At 65.0% G+C, this 24080-nt stretch carries 20 protein-coding genes; 10 read left to right on the top strand and 10 right to left on the bottom strand.

What is annotated here, in order from left to right:
* Positions 1-59 precede the first annotated feature (59 nt).
* Genes zwf through edd form a run of 3 tightly spaced genes read left to right on the top strand, consistent with a single transcriptional unit; the run spans position 60 to position 4099 of the window.
* Complete coding sequence (gene zwf, locus VQ044_RS13890; protein WP_327647791.1) at positions 60-1538, top strand: glucose-6-phosphate dehydrogenase; 1479 nt, start codon at positions 60-62, stop codon at positions 1536-1538.
* Between the two features lie 8 nt (positions 1539-1546).
* On the top strand, positions 1547-2254 hold the full coding sequence (gene pgl / locus VQ044_RS13885; RefSeq protein ID WP_327647819.1) for a 6-phosphogluconolactonase: 708 nt from the start codon (positions 1547-1549) through the stop codon (positions 2252-2254).
* Between the two features lie 27 nt (positions 2255-2281).
* Entirely contained in the window at positions 2282-4099 is a 1818-nt protein-coding gene (gene edd, locus VQ044_RS13880; RefSeq protein WP_327647790.1) for a phosphogluconate dehydratase, read from the top strand.
* Between the two features lie 45 nt (positions 4100-4144).
* Here the strand turns inward: edd and VQ044_RS13875 are convergent, their stop codons facing one another.
* The 7 genes from VQ044_RS13875 to VQ044_RS13845 form a co-directional block, all read right to left on the bottom strand.
* Positions 4145-5257, bottom strand: a complete 1113-nt coding sequence (locus tag VQ044_RS13875) for an ABC transporter ATP-binding protein (protein ID WP_327647789.1) — start codon at positions 5255-5257, stop codon at positions 4145-4147.
* Positions 5258-5291: 34 nt separating this feature from the next.
* Positions 5292-6956: a beta-galactosidase BglA gene (gene bglA, locus VQ044_RS13870; protein ID WP_327647788.1), complete on the bottom strand. Its 1665-nt coding sequence runs from the start codon at positions 6954-6956 to the stop codon at positions 5292-5294.
* Between the two features lie 34 nt (positions 6957-6990).
* A complete protein-coding gene (locus VQ044_RS13865) occupies positions 6991-7818 on the bottom strand; it encodes a carbohydrate ABC transporter permease (RefSeq protein ID WP_327647787.1) in 828 nt (275 codons plus the stop codon).
* 1 nt (position 7819) lies between these two features.
* Positions 7820-8818, bottom strand: a complete 999-nt coding sequence (locus VQ044_RS13860; protein ID WP_442872922.1) for a carbohydrate ABC transporter permease — start codon at positions 8816-8818, stop codon at positions 7820-7822.
* Positions 8819-8945: 127 nt separating this feature from the next.
* The gene (locus tag VQ044_RS13855; RefSeq protein ID WP_327647785.1) at positions 8946-10208 is read right to left on the bottom strand and encodes an ABC transporter substrate-binding protein; all 1263 of its coding nucleotides are present in this window, start codon (positions 10206-10208) and stop codon (positions 8946-8948) included.
* 252 nt (positions 10209-10460) lie between these two features.
* Complete coding sequence (locus VQ044_RS13850) at positions 10461-12512, bottom strand: GumC family protein (protein WP_327647783.1); 2052 nt, start codon at positions 12510-12512, stop codon at positions 10461-10463.
* Positions 12513-12628: 116 nt separating this feature from the next.
* On the bottom strand, positions 12629-13831 hold the full coding sequence (locus VQ044_RS13845; RefSeq protein ID WP_327647782.1) for an endo-1,4-beta-xylanase: 1203 nt from the start codon (positions 13829-13831) through the stop codon (positions 12629-12631).
* Between VQ044_RS13845 and VQ044_RS13840 the strand changes: the two genes are divergently transcribed.
* Positions 13830-15143 carry a lipopolysaccharide biosynthesis protein gene (locus VQ044_RS13840; RefSeq protein WP_327647781.1) on the top strand — a complete coding sequence of 438 codons (1314 nt, stop codon included), beginning with the start codon at positions 13830-13832 and terminating at the stop codon, positions 15141-15143. The genes VQ044_RS13845 and VQ044_RS13840 overlap by 2 nt on opposite strands.
* On the opposite strand, the gene VQ044_RS13835 is transcribed toward VQ044_RS13840, so the two are convergent.
* From VQ044_RS13835 to VQ044_RS13825, 3 genes are read right to left on the bottom strand one after another with little or no spacing between them, the layout of a single operon-like run.
* Positions 15115-15993: a DUF6492 family protein gene (locus VQ044_RS13835; RefSeq protein ID WP_327647780.1), complete on the bottom strand. Its 879-nt coding sequence runs from the start codon at positions 15991-15993 to the stop codon at positions 15115-15117. The two genes, VQ044_RS13840 and VQ044_RS13835, sit on opposite strands and share 29 nt — an antisense overlap.
* 37 nt (positions 15994-16030) lie before the next feature.
* Positions 16031-16828 (bottom strand): WecB/TagA/CpsF family glycosyltransferase, encoded by a 798-nt coding sequence (locus VQ044_RS13830; protein ID WP_327647778.1) that lies wholly within the window; start codon positions 16826-16828, stop codon positions 16031-16033.
* A complete protein-coding gene (locus VQ044_RS13825) occupies positions 16825-18069 on the bottom strand; it encodes a glycosyltransferase family 4 protein (RefSeq protein WP_327647776.1) in 1245 nt (414 codons plus the stop codon). The genes VQ044_RS13830 and VQ044_RS13825 overlap by 4 nt, the downstream gene beginning before the upstream one ends.
* 308 nt (positions 18070-18377) lie before the next feature.
* Here VQ044_RS13825 and VQ044_RS13820 point away from each other — a divergent pair, with 308 nt between their 5' ends.
* The 6 genes from VQ044_RS13820 (at position 18378) to VQ044_RS13795 (ending at position 23628) form a co-directional block, all read left to right on the top strand.
* The gene (locus tag VQ044_RS13820; RefSeq protein WP_327647774.1) at positions 18378-19358 is read left to right on the top strand and encodes a glycosyltransferase family 2 protein; all 981 of its coding nucleotides are present in this window, start codon (positions 18378-18380) and stop codon (positions 19356-19358) included.
* Positions 19327-20619 (top strand): O-antigen ligase family protein, encoded by a 1293-nt coding sequence (locus tag VQ044_RS13815; protein WP_327647772.1) that lies wholly within the window; start codon positions 19327-19329, stop codon positions 20617-20619. Before VQ044_RS13820 ends, VQ044_RS13815 begins: the two co-directional genes overlap by 32 nt.
* A 125-nt stretch (positions 20620-20744) precedes the next feature.
* The gene (locus VQ044_RS13810) at positions 20745-21212 is read left to right on the top strand and encodes a DUF2948 family protein (protein WP_327647770.1); all 468 of its coding nucleotides are present in this window, start codon (positions 20745-20747) and stop codon (positions 21210-21212) included.
* A gap of 63 nt (positions 21213-21275) precedes the next feature.
* A complete protein-coding gene (gene hisD / locus VQ044_RS13805; RefSeq protein WP_327647769.1) occupies positions 21276-22568 on the top strand; it encodes a histidinol dehydrogenase in 1293 nt (430 codons plus the stop codon).
* Between the two features lie 7 nt (positions 22569-22575).
* The gene (locus VQ044_RS13800) at positions 22576-23064 is read left to right on the top strand and encodes a UPF0262 family protein (RefSeq protein ID WP_327647768.1); all 489 of its coding nucleotides are present in this window, start codon (positions 22576-22578) and stop codon (positions 23062-23064) included.
* A gap of 108 nt (positions 23065-23172) precedes the next feature.
* Positions 23173-23628 (top strand): arsenate-mycothiol transferase ArsC, encoded by a 456-nt coding sequence (locus tag VQ044_RS13795; RefSeq protein ID WP_327623242.1) that lies wholly within the window; start codon positions 23173-23175, stop codon positions 23626-23628.
* The last annotated feature ends 452 nt before the right edge of the window (positions 23629-24080 follow it).

The following is a 24080-nucleotide window of genomic DNA, read 5'->3' as shown; positions in this document are numbered from 1 at the left end:
TAGACTAAGCAGATCGCGTGCGCGGCCGATGTCGGCCCTCCGCGACAGAAAGACGAGCGATGTCCAGCCAGATCATACCCGTCGAGCCATTCGACTATGTCGTTTTCGGCGGCAATGGTGACCTTGCCGAGCGCAAGTTGCTGCCGGCCCTTTACCATCGCGATCATGATGGCCAGATACCCGACGCCTCGCGCATCATTGGCGCGTCCCGCAGCGAGATATCCGACGAGGATTACCGCGCCTTCGCCCGCCAGGCCCTCGCCAAGCACGTCGACGCAGCCGACATGCATCAGGTATCGGTCGACCGCTTCCTGTCGCGGCTCCACTACCGCAAGGTCGACGCGCGCGCCGACGAAGGCTGGGACGAATTGCGCGCCCTGCTCGACGAGGCGGGCGAAGACCGCATTCGCGCCTTTTATCTGGCGGTCGGCCCCTCGCTGTTCGCCGATTTCGCCAAGCAGATTGGCGAAAAGGGATTGTCGACGGCCAACATGCGCCTCGTCGTCGAGAAGCCGGTCGGTCGCAATCTGAAATCAGCCTGCGAACTCAACCAGATCATCGCCGATCATTTCACCGAGGAGCAGGTCTTCCGCATCGACCACTATCTCGGCAAGGAGACCGTGCAGAACCTGATGGTGCTGCGGTTCGCCAACGCCCTGTACGAGCCGATCTGGAATTCGGCCCATATCGACCATGTGCAGATCACCGTCGCCGAGTCGGTCGGTCTGGAAGGTCGCGCCGGCTATTACGACAAGTCGGGCGCGTTGCGGGACATGGTGCAGAACCATATCGTCCAGCTGATGTGCCTGGTCGCGCTGGAGCCGCCGGCGGCCCTCGATGCCGACGCGCTGCGCGACGAAAAGCTGAAGGTGTTGCGCGCGCTGCGCCCGATCGACGCCTCGAATGTCGAAAGCCGCACCGTACGGGGCCAGTATAAGGCCGGCGCTTCGGACGGCGCCGCGGTCAAGAGCTATCTCGACGATCTCGGCAATGGCGAAAGCGATACCGAGACCTTCGTCGCGATCAAGGCCGAGATCAACAATTGGCGCTGGGCCGGCGTGCCGTTCTACCTGCGCACCGGCAAGCGGCTCTCGGAACGCATGTCGGAAATCGTCGTCACCTTCCGGCCGATCCCGCATTCGATCTTCGCCGGAGCCGCCGGCAATATCGTCCAGAACCAGCTGGTCATGCGCCTGCAGCCCAACGAGGGCGTCAAGCAATGGCTGATGATCAAGGACCCTGGCCCGGGTGGCATGCGGCTACGCCATGTGCCGCTCGACATGAGCTTTGCCGAGTCGTTCCGTGTGCGCAATCCGGACGCCTACGAACGGTTGCTGATGGACGTCATCCGCGGCAACCAGACGCTGTTCATGCGGCGCGACGAGGTCGAGGCCGCCTGGAAGTGGGTCGACCCGATTCTCGATGCCTGGGAGGAGAAGGGCATGAAGCCGCAGGGTTACACCGCCGGCACATGGGGGCCGTCCTCCGGCGTCGCACTGATCGAACGCGACGGGCGCACCTGGCACGAGCCCGATTGATGGATGCGATGATCCCCGCTCCCATCCTGCATCGCTATCAAACGCGCGAGGCGCTCGCCGAAGCGCTGGCCACCGGCGTCGCCGCCGTGCTCGCCGGCGCGATCGCCACGCGCGGCTCGGCGACGCTAGCGGTCTCCGGCGGCTCGACGCCGAAGCGCTTCTTCGAGCGCCTGGCCGAGGCCGACATCGATTGGCGCAATGTCCGCGTCACTCTGGTCGACGAGCGCTGGGTTCCGGAAACCAGCGAGCGGTCGAACGCGGCCATGCTACGCCGACACTTGCTCAAGAATGGCGCGGCGCAAGCTCGTTTCGTGCCGCTCTACATGGATGCGCCGACGCCCGAAGACGCGCTGACCGACCTCGGCGAGCGGTTCCAGCGGCTGGCCCGTCCTTTCGACGCGGCCATCCTCGGCATGGGCGCCGACGGCCACACCGCCTCGTTCTTCCCCGACGCAGACAATCTGGCCCAGGCGATCGACATGGCGACGAACGAGCCGGTCGTCGCGATCCGCGCGCCGGGAGCCGGCGAGCCGCGCGTGACCCTCACACTGCCGCTGCTGGTCGACGCGCGCCTCCTCGCCCTCCATATCGAGGGGGAGGAAAAGCTCGCCGTCTACGAGACGGCGCTCAAGGACGGCGCGGCAACGGACCTCCCGGTTCGAGCGGTGCTGCGAGCACCGCGGACCGAGCCGCTGAACGTATTCTGGGCGCCCTGACTTCCTCCTGCCAAGAAGGTCGACACCATGACCGCAGATCCTCGCATCGAAGCCATTACCGATCGCATTCGCGAGCGCTCGGCGCCGACCCGCGAGGCCTATGTCGCGCGCATCACCGCCAAGGGCGCCGAGGGGCCGAAGCGCTCGACGCTCTCCTGCGGCAATCTCGCCCACGGCTTCGCCGCCTGCGGGCCGGTGGACAAGGAGCGGTTGTCCGGCGACCAGACGCCCAATCTCGGCATCGTCACCGCCTATAACGACATGCTCTCGGCCCATCAGCCGTTCGAACGTTATCCGGAACTGATCCGCGAGGCGGCGCGCGAAATGGGCGCCACGGCGCAGGTCGCCTCCGGCGTTCCGGCGATGTGCGACGGCGTGACCCAGGGACAGGGCGGCATGGAGCTGTCGCTGTTCTCGCGCGACGTGATCGCCATGGCGGCGGCGGTCGGTCTCTCCCACGACATGTTCGACGCGGCCGTCTATCTCGGCGTCTGCGACAAGATCGTGCCGGGCCTGACCATCGCGGCGCTGACCTTCGGCCATCTGCCGGCGATCTTCGTCCCAGCCGGGCCGATGACAACCGGGCTTCCGAACGACGAGAAGAGCCGCATCCGTCAGCTTTACGCGGAAAGCAAGGTCGGTCGCGATGAGCTGCTCGAGGCCGAGTCCCGATCCTACCACGGACCCGGCACCTGCACCTTCTACGGCACCGCGAACTCCAACCAGATGCTGATGGAGATCATGGGCCTGCACACACCGGGCTCGTCCTTCGTCAACCCGAACACGCCGCTGCGCGATGCCCTGACCAAGGAGGCAACCAAGCGGGCGCTTGCCATCACCGCGCTCGGCAACGAATACACGCCGGCCGGGCTGGTCGTCGACGAACGCGCCGTGGTCAACGGCGTCGTCGGCCTGCACGCTACCGGCGGCTCGACCAACCACACCATGCATCTCGTCGCGATGGCGGCTGCGGCCGGGATCAAGCTGACCTGGCAGGACATTTCCGATTTGTCCGACGTCACGCCGCTGCTGGCGCGGGTCTACCCGAACGGCCTCGCCGACGTGAACCACTTCCAGGCAGCCGGCGGCATGGGCTTCCTGATCCGCGAGTTGCTCGGCCGGGGGCTGCTGCACGAGGACGTCCGCACCGCCTGGGGCCAGGGCTTGAGCGCTTACGCCGTCGAGGCTCGGCTCGCCGACGATGGGCAATCCGTGACGCGGGTGGCGGCAACGAAGGAGAGCGGCGACCCGAAGGTGCTGACCACGCCCGATCAGCCGTTTTCATCGAATGGTGGCGTCCGAATGCTGACCGGCAACATGGGCAAGGCCGTGATCAAGGTTTCGGCGGTCAAGCCCGAGCGCCGCCTCGTCGAGGCGCCGGCCAAGATCTTCCACGACCAGAACGATCTGAAGGCCGCCTTCGACGCCGGGGACCTCAATCAGGATTTCATCGCCGTGGTCCGCTTCCAAGGACCGCAGGCGAACGGCATGCCGGAACTGCACAAATTGACGCCGCTTCTCGGCGTGCTTTTGGATCGCGGGCACAAGGTCGCGCTGGTGACGGACGGCCGGATGTCGGGCGCGTCGGGCAAGGTTCCAGCGGCGATCCATGTGACGCCGGAAGCCAAGGCGGGCGGTGCCATCGCCCGGGTCCAGGAAGGCGACATGATTCGGCTCGACGGCGAAAACGGCACGCTTGAAATCCTGGTCGACGCGGCCGAATTCGACGCCCGCGAGCCGGCAAAGCCGGACTTGTCCGGCAACGAATACGGGCTGGGGCGCGAGTTGTTCGGAGCCTTCCGGGCAGCGGTCGGCACCGCCGACAACGGCGCCAGCATCTTCTGACGCAAACCAGGATCGCCACTTTCGGCAGTGTCCCTTTTCAGTCCGTCAGGCGGCGACGCGCTGCGGCGCCGTTCGCATCGCCTTGCCGTCTTCGCCGAACAGCCGCATCGCGTCGGGGTCGGCCGTCAACGCCACCGTGGTTCCCCGCGCGATCGTCACCTCCCCCGGCAGCTTGACGACGAAGGGCTCGTCGGTGCGACCGATGTCGACATAGACCAGCGTGACCTCGCCGAGCGACTCCGTCAGCATGACCTCGCCGCTGAACGGCGCGTCCGGACTGTCGGATAAAACGAGGTTCTCCGGCCGGATGCCGAGATGGCCCGGCCTGCCCTTCGCGTCTGGCGGCGAGGCGATCGGTAGCGTCACCGAGCGCCCGCCCGTCGGTAGCACGCGGGTTTGCTGCCCCGTCGCTTCGATCGTCGCCGGCAGGATGTTCATCGAGGGCGAGCCAAGGAAGCGGGCGACGAAGAGATTGTCTGGCCGATTGTAGAGCTCCATTGGCGATCCGACCTGCTCGACATGGCCCTGGTTGAGAACCACGATCTTGTCGGCGAGGGTCATCGCCTCGACCTGATCGTGGGTGACGTAGACCATCGTCGTGCCGGCCATGCGCTCGTGCAGCCGGGCGATCTCGATCCGGGTCTGGACACGCAGCGCGGCGTCGAGGTTGGACAGCGGCTCATCGAACAGGAACACCTTCGGATTGCGGGTGATCGCCCGCCCGATGGCGACGCGCTGGCGCTGGCCGCCGGAAAGCGCCTTGGGCAGGCGGTCGAGATAGGACTCGATCTGCAGGATCTGCGCCGCTTCGCGAACCCGCCGGTCGACCTCCTGCTTGGAGTTGTTTTTCTCCAGTTTCAGGCCGAATGCCATGTTGTCGTAGACATTCATGTGCGGATAGAGCGCGTAGGACTGGAACACCATGGCGATCCCGCGCTCCTTCGGGGTCCGGCCGTTGACGACCTCGCCGTCGATCTCGAGCGTTCCGCCGGTGATGTCCTCGAGACCGGCGATCACCCGCAAAAGGGTGGATTTGCCGCACCCAGAGGGGCCGACGAAGACGATAAACTCGCCCGGCTCGATGTCGAGGTCGATGCCGTGCAGCACCTGCACCTGTCCGTAGGCCTTTCTGATACCGGTCAGCTTGAGGTTCGCCATGGTCCTGTCTCCCTTCCAGCCGCGCGCGCTTGCCTCACAGCCTGCCGATAAAACCGTCGAAGCCGCCGAGGCGAATCGTCGCCCCGTCGGCCGTCCCTGAAAATCCATGTCCGGGCAGCGCGGTTGGAACGGTGCCCGCCGGCAGATCGAAATGCGTCGCCGCGGCGTCAAAATTGAACGCGCAGACGAGCTGCGCGCCGTCATGCTCACGCGTGAACGCCAGAACCGTCGGCGGCGACGGCAGAAACGTTATCGTGCCCTTGGCGAGCGCCGGATGGGCGCGGCGGAAGCGCAGGAACGCCCGGTAGAAATCAAGCAGCGAGTCCGGCTCCGCCTCCATCGCATCGACGGCGCGGTCCTTGTGCCCGGCGGCGACGGGCAGCCAGGGCCTGCCGGTCGAAAAACCGGCATTGGCGACGTCTGCCTCCCAGACCATCGGCGTGCGGCAGCCGTCGCGCCCTTTCACTTCCGGCCAGAAATTGATACCGTAGGGATCGACCAGATCCTCATAGGCAATGTCGGCCTCGACCAGCCCCAGTTCCTCGCCCTGGTAGAGACAGACCGAGCCGCGCAGCGTCAACAGAACACCGGCCGCGAGCCGCAGAACCTTGTCGGCTTCGTGGTGATCCTCGGCCCAGCGCGTCGCGTGCCGCTCGACATCGTGATTGGAAAACGCCCAGCAGGCCCAGCCGTCGGCCGCGGCCGCCTCGAAGCGTCGCAGCGTGCCGGTCAGATCGACGACCGCCGGCATCCGGCCCGACAGGAAGTCGAAGGCGTAGCACATATGCAGCTTGTCGCCGCCGGCGGTGTATTCGCCCATCAGCTCGGCGCCGTGGATGCGCTCGCCGACCTCGCCGACCGAGGTGGCGGCCGGATATTCGTCGAGCAACGCCCGGAATTCCCTCAGAAAGGTGAGGTTTTCCGGTCGGTTCTTGTCGTAGATATGCGCCTGCCAGTTATAGGGCTGGTTGCGCGAGGCCATCACCTCGGACTGGAGCGCGGCCTCGAGCGGCGGATTGTCCCGCAATTCGCGATCGTGGAAGTAGAAATTCGCCGTATCGAGCCGAAACCCGTCGACCCCACGATCGAGCCAGAAGCGGACGTCGGAGAGCAGCGCCGCCCGCACATCCAGGTTGTGGAAGTTGAGATCGGGCTGTGAGGCGAGAAAATTGTGCAGGTAGTATTGCCGGCGCTTGGAGTCCCACTCCCAGGACGAGCCGCCGAACACCGACAGCCAGTTGGTCGGCGGGGTTCCGTCGGGCTTGGGATCGGCCCAGACATACCAATCCGCCTTGAAATTGTCGTGGCTCAGGCGGCTTTCGACGAACCAGGGGTGGCGGTCGGAGGTGTGCGACAGCACCTGATCGATCACCACCTTCAAACCTAGCCGGTGCGCCTCGGCGACGAGCGCGTCGAAATCCGCAAGCGTTCCGAACAGCGGATCGACGTCGCGATAGTCGGAGATGTCGTAGCCGAAATCCTTCATCGGCGAGGTCATGAAGGGCGACAGCCAGATGCCGTCGACCCCGAGCGAGGCGACATAGGCCAGCCGGCGGGTGATGCCAGGAAGATCGCCGATGCCGTCGCCGTCGGAGTCCTGGAAAGAGCGCGGATAGATCTGGTAGAGCACCGCGCCGCGCCACCAGTCGCGATCCGCCGTGGCGGCTCTCGGCGAGGCATCCGCGCAATAGGTCGTCATGGAAGCATCGTCAGTCTGCCGCGTCGTCCGCATGTCAGCCTTTCACTCCGCCGGCGGTCAGGCCGGAAATGATCTTGCGCTGGAAAACCAGCACCAGGACGATCAGCGGCACCGTCACCACGACGGAGGCCGCCATGATCGTGCCCCAGGGAATTTCCTGCTCGGAGGCGCCCGATAAGAGCGCGATCGCCACCGGCACGGTCCGCGTGTCGTTGTTGGACACGAAGGTCAGCGCGAACAGGAACTCGTTCCACGCCGCGATGAAGGCCAGCAGCCCGGTGGTCACCAGCGCCGGCCACATCAGCGGCAGGAATACCTTGACGACGATGGTGAAGGGCGAGGCGCCGTCGACGATCGCCGCCTCCTCGATCTCGATCGGCAGGTCGCGCATGAAGGTCGTCAGCACCCAGACGGTGAACGGCAGGGTGAAGATCATATAGGCGAAGATCAGCGAGAACAGTGTGTTGTAGAGGCCGGTGACACGGACCATCTCGAACAGCCCGGCTAGCACCGCAATCTGCGGGAACATCGACACCGCGAGGATGGTCAACAGCAACAGCCCGCGTCCGCGAAAATTGATCCGCGACAGCGCATAGGCGGCGGTCACCGCAAGGAACAGCGAGATCGCCACGACGACCGAGGCGACGATGACCGAATTGAGGATGTTGGTCGGAAACTCGCCGCTGGCGAAGATGCCGCGATAGTTCACCAGCGAGAAATCCGTCGGGAAATAGTTCACCCGGAACAGTGCGGTCCCGGATTTGAAGCTGGTCAGGATCGCGTAATAGAACGGAAAGATCGAGAACAGGACGATGGCGACGACGAGGGCGTAGAAGGCAGTCCGCTTGATGACGACCGGCATGTCAGCGTCCTCCCCCGAGATTCAGTCTGGCGACCTTGATGTAGAACAGGGTGATGAAGGCGATCACCAGGAACAACAGCGTCGAGGCCGCGGATCCATAGGCGAACTTGTCGAACTGGAAGAGGTTTTCCTGGGCGAAGACCGACATCGTCTTGGTATCGGTGTTGTTCGGGGTCAGCACATAGATGAGGTCGAAGACACGCAGCGCATCCAGCGCGCGGAAGATGACGGCGACGAGGATCGCCGGCCGGATCAGTGGCAGCGTCACCTTCCAGAACACCTTGACCGGATGGATGCCGTCGATCTTGGCGGCCTCGTAGACATCGCCGGGCACCATCTGCAGGCCTGCGAGGATGAGCAGCGCCATGAACGGCGTCGTCTTCCACACATCGACGATGATCACGGCCCACATCGCTGTCTCGGGCGTCGCCGTCCAGGCGACCGGGGCGGACAGGACGCCGATCGTCATCAGCATGTCGTTGAGGATGCCGAACTGGTCGTTCATCATCCAGGCCCACATCTTCGCCGAGACGATCGTCGGGATCGCCCAGGGGATGAGGACCGCCGCGCGCACCAGGGCGCGCCCCTTGAACTCGGCGTTGAGAACGAGGGCGAAGACGAGACCCAGGCTTGTTTCGATCGAGACCGAGATCACCGAATAGTAGACGGTGTTCCAGACCGAGTTCCACCATTGCGGATCGAACAGGAGGCCGAAATATTCGCCCTCCCCATCGCCGTAATCGACATATTCCCAATAGTTCCGGAATCCGACGAACTCGGCCCCCGCGATGTTGTCGAGGCTGGCATCGGTAAAGGAGAACCAGATCGTCTGGAGCAGCGGCCAGCCGGCGACGAGGGCCAGCACGACGAGCATCGGGGTCAGAAACAGCCAGGCCGACTTCAGCCGCTGGCGGGAGAGATCGGAGCGGCCCGCCGCTCCCTGCTTCTCGGCCGCGATCGCCTTGGCTGTCGGCGGCACGCCCAGCGAGACATTGGCCATCGTCGTCCCTCCCAATGGACTTTCGATCTGGTCCGCCGGCCGCCGCTTCGCGGTCCATGCCGGCCGGATGACGTTCGCAAGAAAAGGCGCTGCCTAGCCTCCTCGCCCGATCAGCTTGGGCGGAATCTCACTCCCAGGCGCTGCGCTTCAGCCGGCGCAGGCGCTTTTCCAGCTGATCGAGATTGTCAGCGGCAGAGCCCCGGCCGGAGAGGGTCTCGTTGACGGCCGTCCAGAACTCCTTCGAGACCTCGTTGTACTGGCGCTTGGTCGGCGCCGAGGGACGCGGCACGGCGTTGGTCACGACTTCCTTCCATTCTGTGACGATCGGCTGCTTCTCGGCGATCTCCGCATCGTCGTAGAGCGTCGGGATCGTCGGCAGGCGCGACTGATTGACGGCACGCTGCTTCTGCGCCTTTTCCGAACTCAGGAACTTGACGAGATCGATCGCCGCCTCCTGGTTCTGCGAGTATTTGGAGACCGCCAGGTTCCAGCCGCCAAGACAGGCCGCCGAGGAACCACCCTCCGAGGCCGGGAGCGGCACCACGTCGAACTTGCCGGCGACCGCGGAATCGCCGCCGTTCGACAGCGCGTAGGCATAGGGCCAGTTGCGCATGAACACGGCATTGCCGGTCTGCCAGACGCCGCGCGACTCCTCTTCCTTGTAGGCGAGGACGCCATCGGGGGCGATCGTGCCGACCCAGCCCTTGGCCCTTTCGAGCGCGGCGGCGGCCTTCGGATTATTGATGGTGATCTCGCCATCCGGCGAGACGATCTGCCCGCCGCCGTTGCTCGCCACCCATTCCAGGCCGTCACAGGTCAGCCCCTCATAGGGCGCGCCCTGGAAGACGAAGCCGTTCATCTGGCCGTTGCCGGCCTCGCGCTCCTTGTCCTGGATATCCTTGGCGGTGGCTTCGAGTTCCGACCAGGTCTTGGGCGGCTCCTTGCCATATTTCTCCAACAGGTCGGTGCGGTAGTAGAGCGCTGGTGCGTCCGTATACATGGGCAGGGCGACGAGCTTGCCGTCGACGGTCTGGGATTCGATCATCGAGGGGAAATGCTGACCGACAATGTCCTTGGCGGCCTCGGTCAGGTCGACGAGACTGCCGGCCAGTTGCGGCGCCCAGATCACGTCGGTCCGGTAGACGTCGATGTCCTCATTGCCGGCCGACAGCCACAGGCGATACTGCCCGAACTGGTCGGTGGTCGACGCCGGCATTTCGACGATCTTGACCGTGTGGCCGGATTCCTTCTCGAATTCGTCGAGCTGCCCCCGCAGTTCCTCGATGTCCTTGCCGACGGAGCCAGAGACCAGTGACAGCTCGGCCGCGAACGTGCCGCCGGTGAAAAGGGTCGAAGCGGCAAACGCCAGAACCAACCGCGAAAGCGTCATGGAAAAATCCTCCCTGGTGTCCCGATCGGGCACGCCGATCATCGGTGCCCTGCATCCGGCCACTCCCACGGTCGGATGCCCTTCTTTCGAAGCTATCCCCACTGAGAGGAAACGCAAGGGCATCGGCGATTGCAACCCGGCACGTGGACACGTTCCGCGTCTCGGCGAGTGAAAACAGCGATCGGACTTGGGAAGGATCGATTCGCGAGCTTTCGCGCCCGCGGCCTCGGGAGGTCGGACGGGGTCGTCGTCTCAGTGGACCTGACGCCGTTCGCGGATTTCGGCGATGTGCCGCTTGACGGCGGCGATGTCGAACTGGAGACGCTCGACCTCCGCGTCATCCGTTGCGGCGAGATTATCCTGATCGCCGATTTCGGGACGCTCGGCGGCGATCGCACGGATGCCGTCGCGCAATTCTTCGCGCGTCTGCGGTTGACCGTCGACGGGGGCGGGCTCCGCCGCCGCGTCGGGCGAAGCCGGAGCGTCGCCCGCAGGTTGCTGATCCATGTCCTCTTCGCGGACCACGCGCTCCTCCTCGAGCGGGCCCATTTCGGCCGGCTGGTCGGATTCGTGCTGGTCCCGGTTCGGTTCACCGGCCTCGTCAACCTGACGCCGGAGATCCCCCGTCTCGGCGTAGACCGCCGGACGCATCCCGGCCGCGTCAGCCAGCCCCACCTCGCCCGCGGCGGCGGTGGAGCCAGTCTGTCGTGCGTCGCCCATGCCGCCGGAGACGGCGGAATAGAAGCCGGCGGACGGATAAAATCCGGGCGAATAGGGCGAGCGCCCGCGATAGTCGGCCGCCTCGAAACCGACGGGAACGCCAGCGCCGTCCAAGGCGACACGATCGAGCGGCCGGACTTCCTGGAAGAACCGCACGGCGCCGCGGAGGACGGCGATGCCGATTCCGACGAAAAAGCCGAGGATCGCGCCAAGAAGGACCATCGTCCGCCGGGACAGGCTCGACGGCTCCAGCGGCGGTGTCGCCTCGGAGATGACATGGACATTGGCGGTATTCAGGGTTTCCTGTTCGCCGGTTTCGCGTGCCCGAAGCAGGAACGCTTCGTAAACCGCGCGCGATGCCTCGACCTCGCGCTCCAGTTCACGCAGCTTGACGAAGGATTCGCTGGTCTCCAACTGCTTGGTCTTCAATGCGGTGATCTGCGTGCTCAGATCGCGGTCGGTGCGCTCGGCGCGGGCCAGATCCGTCTGCGCCCCCGCGACGATACGGTTGAGCTCGGCGCGGATGGCGTTCCTCGCCGAGGCCAGCGCCTCCTGGCTGGCCAGGCGTTGCGGATGACGGGGCCCGAGCGTGGTGCTGAGAACGGCGGCCTGCTGGGCGAGTTCGGAATAGGTATTACGCAGCCGGGTCAGCGCCTCCGACGTCAACTCCTCGGGAAAGGAGCCTTTGACGACATCGTCGATCCCGACGTTTTTCATCTGCTCGGCGCGCACCCGCAACGCCGCCAGTTCGCCGCGCGTACGAGCAAGCTGGTCGTTGGTGCGCAGGATGTAATCGTCGTCGACGAGCCGTCCGCCGACGCCGACGAGCCGGTTCCGGGTCTTGTATTCCTCGACGGCCCGCTCCGCTTCAGCGACGGTTTGGCGCAGTTCGGCCAGACGCGCAGACAGGGCGTCGCTGGCGCGCCGCGCCGTCTGCGACTGCACGCGCCCAAGCTGGTCGATGAAGGTTGTGCCGATCAGACGGGAGAGCTCGGCGGATTTTTCCGGGTTTCTCGTCTCGACCGAAAGATTGATGATGAAGCTCTTGGCGTCGCGGGTGACGGTCATCGCCTTGCGAAGGTTCTTCACGGTGACGAGCCGTTGCCGCCCGCTCTGAGCGTCGTCCTCACGGAGGAAGGACACCAGGTTCGGAAAGATCGAGCCGAAGAACGTTTCGGCCGTCCCGTTGAATTCCGGGTCGCTTTCGAGCCCGGCTTTGTCGATCACCCGGTTCAGGACGTTGTTCGAGTAGACGACCGCGATCTGGCTTTCGATCAGCGCCAAGGTTGCCTCGTTGGGCAGCCCGTTCGGGGTGACTTCGTTCTGCACCACCTTGATGTCGCGCGGGTCGACCAGGATCTGGGTGTCGGCGGTGTAGAGTTTCGGTGTGGATAGAGCCAGTAGAATGGCGAGCGCGATGCCGAGAAACGTTGTGAGGACGATTAGCGGCTTGGACGACCAGACATGGCGGAAGATGTAGATGGGGTCGATCAGCGAAGCCTGTCCGGAACGCTCAACGACCGTGACATGCGAGCGCGACCGGGCGCTTGCCGTCGGATTTGTCGCTGAAGATGTCGAGAACATGGGCGTCACCGAATTGCCGGAGCCGGACGTCTGTCGCGGGCCCTGATCCGTCGAAAATGCGGTTTCATGCTCAAGAAACAGTTAACGCGGGGACGATAACGGCCCCTTACGCAAAGTCAGATCGATCTCAAACGCTGCCGCAAGAGCGTCATCCAGCGCTTCGGAGCCATATCCCGGTCGAGTGGCAACGGGCGGCTCGGATGCCCGTCCGGGCGGGGAAGCACATCCGAGACCCAGCTGTAGCGGTCGCTGACACCCCAGACGATCACCGATTCCGGCGCCTTGAAGGCAAAGACTCCATCGAGGAGATCGGTCACCAGGCGTTGCGCCGTCGCATCCTGGGGCTCGGCACCGGGCACGCTCTCCCAGTCGATCACATCCAGTTCGGTGACCAAGAGGCCGACCCCCAAGCCGTCGAGCGTGCGATGGAACACTTCCAGTGCGTCCTTGTCGATCGTCCGGTCGGCGTAAAGATGCCCCTGAATGCCGACGCCGGTAACGGCCACGTTGCGGTCCTGGAGCTGGCGCACGATCGTCAGCATCACCTCACGGCGGGCATCGTAGCGCGGCCCGGCAAATTCGAGATCGTAGTCGTTGATGACCAGCCGCGCGCCGGGATCCGCCCGCGCCGTCGCCTCGAAGGCGATGGGGATATGCTGCGGCCCGAGCTTCTTGAGCCACGCGGTCCGGCGCAGTGGACCCTCGCTGATGGGATTGTGCGAGATCACCTCGTTGACGACGTCCCAGCCGGTCAACTTGGCCTTGTAGCGATCGCCGACCCGTTCGATGTGCTCGATGAGCGCCGCTTCCGCATCCGCGGCCGTCTCGATTTCCTCAACCCATTGCGGCGTCGAATTCCACCAGACATGGCAGGTCCCGCGGGTCGAGCGACCGTGGGAAAGGGCAAACTCCACCAGCCGGTCCGCAGGCTCGAAATTCCAGCTGTCGCGGGTCGGCCGGATTTGATCGAATTTCAGTTCGTTCATCGGCATGATCAGGTCGAAATACTCGACTGCGGCGTCTCTGTAGGCCGGATCGGCATCGAAATACTCGGCCTGGACCGCGCAACCGAGGGGCACCGGGCCGGAACGGGGCGCCCCATGCCGCTCGGCCCGGGCAGGTGCGACTGTCCCCGGCGCCAGCGCCAGTCCGGCGCCGGCGGCCAGCAGAGAACGGCGCGTTAAGGTTCCCGCGCTATTGGAAAGGTTGGACAAACACCCATCCGCCGCGTCCCGCTGCGGGACGGCGAAAGCGGATTTTGCGGCGCGACGGCGGTGAAGTATCGTCATCTGCCCCTCGGCTCCAAGGTTGTCGATCATGCAACGTTTCGCAGTCTGGATCGAAAGGCTTAAGGGCAACCTAAACCTCGTGCGGGACTACGCCTCGTTGCTCGGCGGATCGGCCGGGCGCCTCGTCTTGTCGCTCGCCTATTTCGTCTCCATCGCCAATGGGCTGTCGGTTGGCGATTTCGGCCTGTTCGCCACGGCTTCAGCAACCGGAATCGTTCTGTCGCGCATCGCCGGCTTCGGCTTCGTTTCGCCGCTTTACCGCGTTGCGACGGTCCGTCGGCGATTGGTGGGAACCTACACCGCCGGACTGATTGTTGCCTTCATCATGTCGCTGCCGCTGGTCGCGATCGCGGCGGCCGGCTTCTATGTCACATTCTTCAAGGGCGAGATGAGCATCGGCGCCTTCGCCGCCGTGGTCCTGGCGGAGGTCGTGTTCTGGCGCGCCCTCGAGGTCGTGGTCATCGTCAACAATGGCCTCGGACGCTTTATGCGCGGGGCGATCATCGTCATCGCCGGCTCGGCGATCCGGGCCGTGGCCGCCGTCGGTTTCGTGATGATCAGCGACGGCTCGCTGGTGCATTGGGCGCTCGCCTATGCCGGGGCGAACGCCGTCGCTGCGGGCTTCGCCGTCATCGCCTATTATCCCCGGCAGCGCCTGCGCCTGCGTCCGGCCCTCTATCTCGCCAGGTGGCGGGACAGTGTGTCGGTCGCCAGCGCCGAAATCATCTTCTATCTTCAGTCCGAACTCGACAAGCTGCTGGTCCTGTCGCTCGGCGGGCCGCAGATGGCCGGCATCTACGCGATCTTGATGCGGCTCATCGATCTCACCGCCCTGCCGATCCGTTCTTTCAACACGATGATCGTCCAGAAACTGATGCGCACGCCCGAGTGGCTGACACAATGGCGAATCCGTTGGGGCATCGAGGCCGCCGTCGCGGCCGTCTCCGTCGCCGGCCTCGGCTTTCTCGGCGGTGTCTTGCACGTCTTCCCGATGGCGCTCGGAAAGAATGTCGCCGAGGCCGCGCCTTTGGTGCTGCTCGCTCTGTTCGTGCCGGCCTTCCGCAATCTGGTCGAATATGAGAGCGAGCTTCTCTACGCCCGCGGCAGGACCGGGATACGGGCGATGATCTTGGCGGTCGTCGGCCTCATCAAGGCAGCGCTTCTCATCGTTCTGCTGCGCGCGGCGCCGCAGACGGAGACCTGGATTTTCGGCCTGAACGGGTTGTTCCTGGTGCTCTGGATCGTGTCCGCCGCCGCGACCTACGCGGCGTTCGACTGGACCGCCCCACCCGCCGCGCGCTCGGCGCGGCGTCTCACGCCAGCCCAGCAGCCCGGCGAATGAGATCGGGATCGGTGCCGGTGAAGGACTGGATGCCCGCAGCGACCTGATGCGGCTCCAGCCCCGCGGCGAAATCCGTCAGTTCGCGTGAGCCGAGGGCCGCGCCGTTCCAGTAGACCTGACACAGCTCCAGGTCGCTCGGCGCGTGGCGATCGGGCCGATCTTCGCACTCGTCGACGAAGCGCCCGTAGATCGTACATTCCGACAGGCTGCGCGAGGCCGCGATGGCCGCGAGCCAAGGCTTGCCCATCCGGGCTTCGACGCGGCGTCGAAAGTCCCGAACCGTGTCGGTGCGCCAGGCCAAAAGCGTGGTGATGTAGGCCGTATCGGTCCAAGGTGGCGTGGAAATGCCGAGCAATTCGCCGGCCCGTCGCGACCATTCGCGGTGTTCGTCGCGCGCGGCGGAATCGATGGTCGCGACCGCGCCCTTACGCCGGAAGAAACGAACCTTGCCGTCGCTCGACAGGCTGCCAACGTCAAACTCCCGCAGAAAGACCACGTCGGAATCAACGGAGAGCATCACCTCTTCTTCGATCGCCGCCGCGATCGCCAGCCGCCGCAATTGCTGGACATGCCAGCCGCGCAGAGGCGGACCGTAAGCCGACAACCAGATCCGCCGACGGCCGAAGGACAAGGGGTCCGGGAACGGGCGCAACCAACGCGGCAGCAGCTCGCGCTCGTCGACGATCTCCCGCTTCGGCCCGGCGAGTTGCCGGAACAGCGCGATGTCGCCGGCCTCGACCAAGATCAGGTGGCGCGTAAAGCCGGCAACGCGCCGATCGATGCTTTCGCAGAGCAACCGGCATCGCTCGAAATCGCCGCGATAACTCGACGTGACGATCGCCGATCGCATGGGCCGCCCTTTCCCGGCGCCCTGCCGTGGCGCGGCATCAGACATCGTCCCGCTCCCGCCGCAACCGATCGCGCAGAATGCCAAAGAGGAAGAGCGGGTTGCCGAGAATATAACGGCGCCACATCCTGCCGGGCTCCAGCGCCAGACGCCAAGCCCATTCCATGCGCAGGCGCCGAATAGCGAGCGGCGCACGGGCCACATTGCCGGCGAGAAAGTCGAACAGCGCGCCGACACCGACGAAGAGCCGGCCGTAGCGCTCGCCCAGATGATCGGCGATGAAGAGTTCCTGGGCGGGAACGCCCATGGCGACGAGAACGATGTCGGCCTTGGCCAAGGCGAGGTGGTCCAGGACGCCAGCGCAAGCTTTGCGGTCGAAGAACCCGTCCGACACCACCAGATAATCATGCACCGGGATCTCGGCGGCAAGCCGGGTCGCCGCGCGCTCGGCGATGCCCGGCGCGCCTCCTATCAGGGCAACGCGCAGGCGGCTGTCGAGCGAGGCGAGAAGGCGGGGCAGGAAATCGGTGCCGTTGAGATTCTCGGTGAACGGTTTGCCGTAGAGCATCCGCGCCGCGGTATCGACGCCGATCCCGTCGGGGATCACCAGAAAGCGCTCCAGAGCGCGTTTGTAGGCTGCGTCCCGCCGGGCGATGTTGACGCAATGGGCGTTGAGGAAGGCTAGCCGCGTGGTCCGGCCGGCCGCCAGTGCGTCGGCGAGCGCCGCGATGACCGCCACGCCGGAGCGGTCGGTGACCGCGATGCCGGCGATGTCACGGCTCGCGCCGGCTTCGCCTCGCGAGGAACCCGCCGGCCAAAGGGCGCTCGCTTTCATCATCGTCCGGCAACTCCGTTGGCGAGCCGAGGCGGGACGACTGCATCGGGGCCAACCGGTGCAACCAGCGCCTGATGGTTATCGATGGCCTTGGCGAACCGATCCAGGCCGGCGGCGATGCCGGCGTCGAGCGCGGCCCCCTGGGCGCGCGCGAAGGCGGCGCCGTCGAGGCGAAGCGATTGGCCGGCCCTTTCGGCGGCGACGAGTTCGATGATCCGGTCGGCGAAGTCCCGCGGCGCATCCGCGACCCGCACATTGGCGGGAACACTGTCGACGCCGCGCAGGGCTTGCGGCGTTGCGACCGCTGGCATCCCCTCCTCGAAGGTTTCGATCGTCTTCAACTGAACGCCGGTGCCGCCCTTGGTCGCCAGGGCGAGCACGCGCGAGGCGCCGACGAACCGCTGGGCGTCCTCGACGCGGCCGAGAAAAGTGACATTGGCGGCGGCGGCGGGTGGCGGGCCGTCGAAGCGCCCGGCCACTGCGATGGACATATCGGAAGGAAGCAGCGGCACGACTTCGTCGACGAACCAGTCGAGGCCGACCCGGTTCGGCGCCCAGCTCCAGGTGCCGATCAGTCCGACATCATGGGCCCGTTCGCCCTTGTCGGCGACGTTCGGGTGGCCGACGGTCAGCGCCAGCGGCACGCATTTGTCGGATCCGGCAAGGCCGAGCCCGTCCCGGTCGTCTTCGCTCAGCGTATGGACGACCGCCGCGTCCCGGCAGATCGTTGCCTCGGCGCGCTCGAGCAGCGCCGCCTCGCGGCCGAAGAGCAGCCGGGTGTGGAAACCGCCAGCATTGCGGGCGTTTTCGCGGGCGGAGCGATGTTCGACATTGTGAGCGATGAAGATCGACGGTTTTTCGCGCGCCAAGAAGGGATAGGCGGCCGGCATTTGCACGGAACTGAGCACATATCCGTCCACCGGCCCCGCTTCGGCCAGACGGCCGAGAAGCTCGGCGCGGCTAAGCCCGGCCACTTTCGCGGCTCCGACCGGCAGGTTGCGAGCGAACGCCGCGCCGACCCAGGCCGCCTTGCGGAGCGTCGACGCCCCGGAATTTTCGATCGCCAGTTCGCCGAGGCATATCTCGTCCGCCCTGGCGGGCCGCGACCCCGGCCGGCGGAAGCCGACGAAAGTCAGCCGCACGCCATGATGGCGGTACGCCGCGACGATGGCGCGGTTCGCGATCTCGAAGCCGGTCGATGGGGCGTCGTCGGGCAGGAGCGACGAAACGAACAAAAGATGCATTCCGACCGGACCACTCCGCGCATTGCAGGAATCCGATTGTCGCAGCCGCACGTTGAAATTGCCCTAATGCCGCCGGCACGTTTCGGCGGCTTGATCGCCGCGCGGCGTCGTGGAGCAGGCCAAGCGTGCCATGGGGATGGATCGGAAAGCGCGCCGCGGGGCCAGCTTCTCGTTTGTTCTGCTGGGCTCGCGACCGAATTTCGCGATTTTTGAGGGCTGCGTCGAGACTTCGTTCATCTTCTTCTGATTTTGTTCTGGTATCTGCTCCAACCCGCCTTCCGTTACGCGATCCGATCGAATGACGCCCTATGACCGACGCCATTACCATCGAGTGTATCTCGCCGGACCTCGATTTCGGGCGGTACGAGGTCGTCGTCACCCTGCCGACTTTCCGCCGGCCGGAGCATCTCCTGAAAACGCTCGAATCGCTCGCCGCCCAGCAGACCGAAAGGCGGTTTGCGGTCATCGTCATGGAGAACGATGCCGAAGGCCGCGAGGGACTGGCCGCCGCCGCAGACTTGTTTGAAACCGGCCGGCTTCCGGGATTGATCCTGATCGCCCATGAGCGCGGCAATTGCGCGGCCTACAATGCTGGATGGCAAACGGCGATCGAGCGCTTCCCGGCGATGCAGTATCTTCTGGTCATCGACGACGACGAGATTGCCAGTAAAAGCTGGATCGCGCGGCTGGTGGAGACGGCCGAGACCCTTGCCGTCGACATCGTCGGCGCCCCGCAGATCCCGATTTTCGAAGGCAATGGACAGGCGCGCTATGCTCGCCATCCCGTGTTCACGCCCCATTACGCTCGAACCGGACCCGTGCCGATCCTCTATTCCTCCGGCAACGTCCTGATCCGGCGCCGTGTCCTGGAGGCGATCGGCGCCCCCTATCTCGATACTGCCTTCAACTTCATCGGCGGCGGCGACAGCGACTTCTATTCGCGCTGCCGCGAAAAAGGTTTCACCTTCGGCTGGTGCACGGAGGCTCCCGTCCATGAGACGACGCCAGCCCGGCGCACCGAATTCTCGTGGCTGAACGCGCGGGCACTGCGCAATGGCGCGATCTCTTCGATCATCGAACGCCGCCGTCGCGGCGGGACGACCGACCGGTTCCGCCGCCTCGCCAAGAGCGCCGCCTTGCTGGCCGCCTCGCCGTTCCGCTCGGCACGGCTGGCCTTCGACACCAAGTCGCCCGTCATCGGGCTTTATCACATGCAGGTCGCCGTCGGCCGCCTGCTCGCCGAATTCGGCCTCGTCAATGAACAATATCGTCGTCCCGAACAGAACTGACGCCGTCGGCGTCCACGACCCGATCAGGGTGCTTCGCTTCGTCTTCGCGGCGACGATCCTGACGTTTCTTCTCGTCTCCTTCACGCCCTTCGTGCTGGAATACGAGACCGACGTTCAGGGCAATATCGTCAATCAACTCGGCTACAGTGCACTCGCGCTCGTCGCGATCGTCGGCCATCTCCTGTTCACCGACCGCGCGGTCGCGCTCTCGCTGCTGCGCCCGGTCTGGCTGTTGACGATCGCCCTGTTGGCCTTTTCCGTTCTGCAATCGGAGTCGCCGGGCGCCGCGATCCGCGCGATCCTGTTCACGCTGACCGCAATGCTCGCCATGACCGGCGCGCTCAGCCTACCGCCCTCGATCCGCGACTTCCGGCTGGCGCTCACCATCGCCGCGCTCGTCGTTCTCGGGCTCTCCTATCTGGGGCTTGTCGCCTATCCCGGATTGGCGATCCACGGATCGGACGGCCTCGAACCGCAGCATGCCGGTTTGTGGCGGGGCATCTACAGCCACAAGAACGTCGCCGGTCCGATCATGGCGATGCTGTTTTTCGCCGGGCTCTACCTCATGCGCTGCGGCGAGCGGTGGGCCGGCCTCGTCATCGCGGTCCTGGCGGCGGTCTTCATCTACAAGACCGGCTCCAAGACGACTCTGGCTCTGGTTCCGCTCGTTGCCCTTTTCGTCACGGGCGGTCGGATATTCGGCGGCCGCCTCCTGCCGATCGCGGTTCTTTTCCTTGCCATTCTCGTAACCGCGCTGTTGACGCTGGGAGCGGCAATTTCGCCCGCGCTCGACATCGTGCTGCAGGCGGTTCTGCCCGGCACGACCTTTACCGGCCGCCTCGATCTGTGGCGCTTCACCCTCGACTTGATGGGCCATCATCAATGGACGGGCTTCGGCTTCGAGACCTTCTGGAACACGGGCGTCGTCTACAAGGCCGAGGCCCCGTTCGAGCTGTCCTGGGACCCGCGCCTTATCGTCAACGCCCATAACGGCTATCTGGACATCGCCATCTGGGGCGGATGGCCGACACTCGCGGTCGCGGCATGGATGCTGGTGTTGCTGCCGTTCAAGGATTATCTGACGACCCAGCCCGCCGTGGAAAACCGCCGCCTGGCGGATTTCCTCCTGATGATCCTCGCATTTGCCCTGTTGAATTCCTTCTTCGAGAGCTATTTCTTCAGTCGCGGCAATCCGATCTGGCTCATGACCTGGCTCGCCATCGTCGGCCTTTGGCTTTGCAGCCGCTTCCGGCTTGAATAATGGCGCGAAACGTCGTCGTGAACCGGGCGACGGGATGACCATTCCAATTCCGAGCCGCCGGCCTAGTTTGCGGTGCAGTAACCCGTTCAGTCCGCCCGTTTAGATAGAAAGCAACGGTCATCACGATGGACCGCCTGCGCCTCCTTGCCGTCGATACCGACGATCTCGCCATCCTGTCGGCCTATTGCCAGGATGCCGTCGTCACATTGCGGGACTGTCGCTACCGAGCCGGTGAGCAGCAGTTCGTCGTCGAAATGAACCGCTTCGTCTGGGAAACCGCCGAGGGAATTTCCCGCTTTCGCCTGTTCCGCAAGGCCGAATATGAGCGGCGGCGGGCCGTCCTGCATTTCGACCGGGTGCGGGGCGTCAAGCGGATGGGCCTGGACGCGACCGAGGGCGATCAGGTGCTCGTACTGCTGGCCATCCGCTTCACCCCCGCCGATGCCCCCTCCGGGGTCGTCGAACTTGTCTTCGCCGGCGGCTCCGCGATAAGGCTGGACGTCGAGGTGATCGAGGCGCAGCTCGCCGACGTCGGAGGTGCCTGGAGCACATCGGCCCGGCCGGAGCACGACCGTTCCGATCCGTCGGCCTGACGAAGGCAGTTCGGCACGGCGCCGGTCGCCACGCCGCCACAAATCAAGAGGGGAATTGCCACAGTGCCGTCGAGGCTTACCAGCACGGACGCCGATTTCGAGGCGAAGTTCCGGGCGCTGCTCGGCGCAAAACGCGAATCCGCCGCCGACGTCGATGACGCGGTTCGCGCGATCGTCGCTCGTGTGCGCGCCGAGGGCGACGCAGCACTGATCGATCTGACCCGGCGTTTCGACGGCCTCGATCTGACGGCGGAGACATTGCGGGTCGAATCGGACGAGATCGACGCTGCCTTCGCGGCAACCGCCCCGGAGACGCTCGCGGCGCTGCGGACCGCACATGAGCGCATTACCAGCCATCACGAACGCCAGCGCCCCCAGGACGACCGCTATGTCGACGCGCTCGGCGTCGAGCTCGGCAGCCGCTGGACCGCCGTCGAATCGGTCGGCCTCTACGTTCCGGGCGGCCAGGCGAGCTACCCCTCCTCGGTGTTGATGAACGCGGTTCCCGCCAAGGTCGCCGGCGTCGAGCGCATCGCCATGACCGTGCCGGCGATGCGGGGCGCGCTGAATCCGCTGGTGCTCGCGGCCGCGAAGATCTGCGGCATCGACGAGATTTACCGGCTCGGCGGCGCCCAAGCGGTCGCGGCCTTCGCCTATGGCACCCAGACGATCCCGCCGGTCGCCAAGATCGTCGGCCCCGGCAACGCTTACGTCGCCGCCGCCAAGCGCCAGGTGTTCGGAACGGTCGGCATCGACATGATCGCCGGTCCGTCCGAGATTCTGGTGATCGCCGACGGCGCCAACGATCCGGACTGGATCGCCGCAGATCTTTTGAGCCAGGCCGAGCACGACGCAGCGGCGCAGTCGATCCTGATCACCGACGACGGCGATTTCGCCGATGCGGTCGAAGCGGCCGTCGAGCGGCAGCTGCGGCTTCTGTCGCGCGGCGAGACCGCTGCCGCCAGTTGGCGCGACCATGGCGCCATCATCCGCGTGGCATCCCTCGACGAGGCCCCTGCCCTGTCGGACCGGATCGCGCCCGAGCATCTGGAACTCGCAGTCGAGGACCCCGAGGCGCTGTTCGCCAAGGTGCGCAACGCCGGCGCTGTGTTTCTCGGCCGCCATACGCCGGAGGTCATCGGCGACTATGTCGGCGGCTCGAACCACGTCTTGCCGACCGCTCGCTCGGCCCGTTTCTCGTCGGGGCTGTCGGTTCTCGACTTCGTCAAGCGCACCTCGATCCTCAAGCTCGGGCCGGAGCAGTTGCGGACGCTCGGCCCCGCCGCGATCGAACTGGCCCGTGTCGAAGGCCTCGACGCTCACGGCCGGTCCGTGGCGATCCGGCTGAACCTTTGATCGTGCGATGACCGGCGGCGGCGACCAGAAGAGCGGCAGGCTCATCGACATCCAGCTCGACGAGACCATCGGCCGGGCAACGCCAGATGTCGAGCACGAGCGTGCGGTGGCGATCTTCGATCTCATCGAGGAAAACGTCTTCAATCCGGCCGGCGCTCCCGAGGACGGCCGCTTCAAGCTCAAGCTCTCGCTCGCCGACAAGCGCCTGGTTTTCGACGTACGGGACGAGGTCGGTGAGCCGATCGTCGCGCATATCTTGTCGCTCACGCCTTTCCGCCGTGTGATCAAGGATTATTTCCTGATCTGCGACAGCTATTACGAGGCGATCCGCAGCGCGACGCCGCAGCAGATCGAGGCGATCGACATGGGCCGGCGGGGCATCCACAATGACGGATCGCAGACCCTGATGGATCGCCTGAAAGGCAAAATCGTCGTCGACCTCGATACGGCGCGCCGGCTGTTCACGCTGATCTGCGTTCTGCACTGGCGGAACTGAGCCCACGATGGCGCCGCGGACGAAACCGGCAATCGGCACAATATCTGGCGTATCCTGCGTGGCCCGACACGTCGGATTCCATGTTGTTGCAACAGCGGGGGGCGGCCAATGACAGCGGTCGACCCTTCTGGCAAGGTCGCGGTCTCGTCACTCTTGTTCGTCTGCGGCATGAACGCGATCCGCTCGCCGATCGCCGAGGCGATCGCCCGCTCGATCCTTCCCGCATCGGTCTACATCGCCTCGGCCGGCGTCCGCAGCGGGCAGCGCGACCCCTTCGTCGACATCGTGCTGGCCGAACGAGGTCTCAGCCTCGGCGACTATAGGCCGAAGCGCTTCGAGGAGCTGCAGGACGGCTATTTCGACCTGATCGTCACCATGGCGCCGGAGGCGCACCACGCCGCCCTCGACGCCACGGGCACCGCCTCGGTCGACGTCGAATTCTGGCCAATGCCGGACCCGTCCGTGGCTGACGGCAGCCGCGAACAGATTCTCGATGCCTATCGCGCCGTCTGCGACCGGATCGAGGCGCATATCCGCAGGCGGCTGCTGGAAAAGAACGGCTGACACCGCTATTGAGCAGCCCGCGATCAGACGCGAGCAGGTGAGGCGAGAATTCAGCGTTTTTCCACGCTCTCGTGGAGAGGTTGCAAGGGAATTGGCCGGCCCGACTGCCCGAACAAATTTTCAGCGCATAAATTGCTCAAGGCGATTTTCTTTACTCGAATCTTGGATTTAATAAATAAACAACGGTTAAATGCGATCGCGCCAACTATGTTATCATCATTATCGGCTTCAAAAAATAGCTTCTCACGGCTTATCATATTAACTTCGTATCCGTTTAGAAATAAGTTATCGTCGAGAAGATGTACAAATCCGTCTCCGATAATGTCACAATCGACGAATATCGAGTCAGATATTTCTTGACCCACTAGCACTACTTTGGCATATTTTTAGCGCGCGACGATTTTAGAGATTCCCAGGATGGGTTTTCGATGATTCATAGGAGGTCGGCTTTT

Origin of the sequence: Aurantimonas sp. C2-5-R2 (assembly GCF_036549495.1) — a bacterium.
Classification (GTDB): domain Bacteria; phylum Pseudomonadota; class Alphaproteobacteria; order Rhizobiales; family Rhizobiaceae; genus Aurantimonas; species Aurantimonas coralicida_A.
The sequence above is the reverse complement of the archived record's forward strand: the minus strand, read 5'-3'. Positions and strand labels throughout refer to the sequence as shown.